Below are 2,373 nucleotides of genomic sequence, written 5' to 3' on the forward strand. Positions count from 1 at the left end.
GCGCTTTTTCTTTTTCTTTCTTGGGGAAGAACGTACCGGTTTACGGGGTGGTTTAACTTCGCTTTTGGTCGAAACGCCCGTGGGAGTAAGGGGGGAAGTAGTTTTGGTAACTATACCAAGTGATTCCTTTTCTACAGGTTGACTAATCGGTGCGGTTGGCTTGTATTTGTCTAGCCCATACGTCGAGAAAAGGCGTTCGTCAACTTCGTCTTCAGTTTCATCATCAAAAGGGCTGTACCATTTGGATTGTTTAAACTTGTTAGCGACAGAGCAATTATTAATATCAAGATTAATGAACTGATAAACAGATAAATTAGCTTCAGGAAAAACAAAGTAACTATTAGATTTGCCAAATTCCGTTTTCTTATCGATTTCTATTAAGCCCGAATTCTCCAATTTCTTGAGTGATCCCCCCACCGATTGCCTAGATAGATTAGCGGCAGAGCCTAAAGCCTCCAGAGTACAATCTAAAAATCCTTCTTCATCACTATGAGAAGCCATTAGCGACAATAAAAAATATTGCGTAGGTGTTAAATCGTAATGCTTAAAATCCAGCTTAAAAAACATTTCAAGATACTTAGAACCCATGCTAAAAACCTTTGTTAAGATGTTTAACTGTAGAGTATACCTATTGGTAGGATTCTTTACAACGACAAAGAAAAGATTAAAAACAATAAGATACAGAAAGAAAAAGGACGAAAAGTCATTAAAAATAAGTCCGTATATTGGACGATAAGCCACTATTAGAGATAGTGGCTAACCTAGATTTTTTGAGCCTTTGCAACGTTCGCTTGCTCAGTCTTCGCCGCTCTCTTTTGCATAGGCTCTTTTAAATCCTGTTACCACTTTATTTGTATGTATCAAGTAAAAGGAAAAACCTCTTTAAAGTTGGTTTTGCCTCCGGCCGTTAGGCTAAAGATATTTCTGTTTTGTTGGTTCAAAATCAAAAGATGTCTAGCAGGGAAAAGGACACAACCGAAAGAGCCGGTTGCTTAAAAGCGTATCGCTCCGCTTTCATCAAACCTACGGTTTAATAATCCCTCAAAAGAATGGTAGAACCATAGTTCCAAGTGAAAGATAAATGCCTGGTCAATCGTTAGAAAAATCTAATGTTTGACCAGGCATTTTTGGGTATATCAATTTTGATATAGAGGTGTTTAATTAAACTTCTCTCTACTTGAATAGATATCATCAACCAATTTGGAAGATTCGGACTTAAGAACCTCTAAGACGGAATCAGTCAAAACCGTAATCTCTGTATTGGGGAACCCATTATCAGAGAGAAAAGACAGTGCCCCAAGGGCGGTTAAGTATTCTAAAATTAAAGATGCACGATCATGCAAAGCACAAAATGAGATAGGATTAGCGTCAGGCATGAGTAACTCCAGTTAAGTTAGTTGTGTTTAGTGGTTAGGCGGTGCTCGATACACTGCCTAGCCATGCCCTACCGATTTGATCACCTTATCAAAAAATAATCAATTAAATTCTGCTCGATTGTGGTCGAGCAGCTTGCCTGCGATGTGCCGCTATCGAGCCATCAAGCGATAGCGCGATAGGCTTAAAGATCTATAGATATAGAACGAATTTCAAAGAAAAAGCCGCAAGTTACTGTAAAGGCAAGTGAAAACAGAAAATGCTTGTATAAAAATCCTTATACGTCTGTATAAAAATACGTTCACAGATGTACAAAAAAAAATTATACAAGGGTTTTGAAATGAGGTATTCTGTATAAATCAATAACTATAAAACTGTATAATATGAAAAGCACATCTAAAAAAACAAAGGTTATAGGGGTTAAAAGATATTTAGATCAGGAGACTGGGGAAATCCTTGATATGTCCGTAGTCGAAACTGTATCGACAGATTTTAACTTTGAAAAAATCTGGCTGATGCACATCATGCAGGCACTAGACTGTATGGGGAGTAAAAAGATAAAGGTAGTCACATGGTTGCTAGCCAACAAGGACCATAAAAACACAATCATTGGCACTCAAAGGGCTATAGCAGAAAAGGCGGAAGTTTCATTGCCGATAGTAACAAAAACCCTTAAGACTCTAATTGAATCTGACATTATTAAAATGGTTCAAAACGGGGTGTATATGCTGAATCCAGATGTAATGTTTAAAGGTGATAACAAACAGAGAATGAATATACTTATTAAGTACAATAAGCTTTAAGGTATCAAAATAAACCGTAGTAGAGAAAATATAAAAAAAAGACACCTACATGAGCAAATCAAAAAATAACGCCTTAGAATCGATTCTAGGGCGTTTTAGTAACTAGCGCTTTTTCTTTTTCTTTCTTGGGGAAGAACGTACCGGTTTACGGGGTGGTTTAACTTCGCTTTTGGTCGAAACGCCCGTGGGAGTAAGG

The 2,373-nt window shown here is 37.4% G+C and carries 3 protein-coding genes; 1 reads left to right on the forward strand and 2 read right to left on the reverse strand.

The window, feature by feature from the left end; translation table 11 throughout:
* Both L2748_RS23540 and L2748_RS23545 read right to left on the reverse strand, forming a co-directional pair.
* The coding region (locus L2748_RS23540) for a MarR family transcriptional regulator (protein ID WP_220783563.1) at nucleotides 1–588 on the reverse strand (588 nt) is incomplete at its 3' end.
* A gap of 569 nt (nucleotides 589–1,157) precedes the next feature.
* On the reverse strand, nucleotides 1,158–1,376 hold the full coding sequence (locus L2748_RS23545; protein WP_220783562.1) for a hypothetical protein: 219 nt from the start codon (nucleotides 1,374–1,376) through the stop codon (nucleotides 1,158–1,160).
* 381 nt (nucleotides 1,377–1,757) lie between these two features.
* Here L2748_RS23545 and L2748_RS23550 point away from each other — a divergent pair, with 381 nt between their 5' ends.
* On the forward strand, nucleotides 1,758–2,177 hold the full coding sequence (locus tag L2748_RS23550; RefSeq protein WP_220783564.1) for a replication/maintenance protein RepL: 420 nt from the start codon (nucleotides 1,758–1,760) through the stop codon (nucleotides 2,175–2,177).
* The last annotated feature ends 196 nt before the right edge of the window (nucleotides 2,178–2,373 follow it).

Origin of the sequence: Shewanella sairae, assembly GCF_023283535.1 — a bacterium.
Lineage (GTDB): Bacteria > Pseudomonadota > Gammaproteobacteria > Enterobacterales > Shewanellaceae > Shewanella > Shewanella sairae.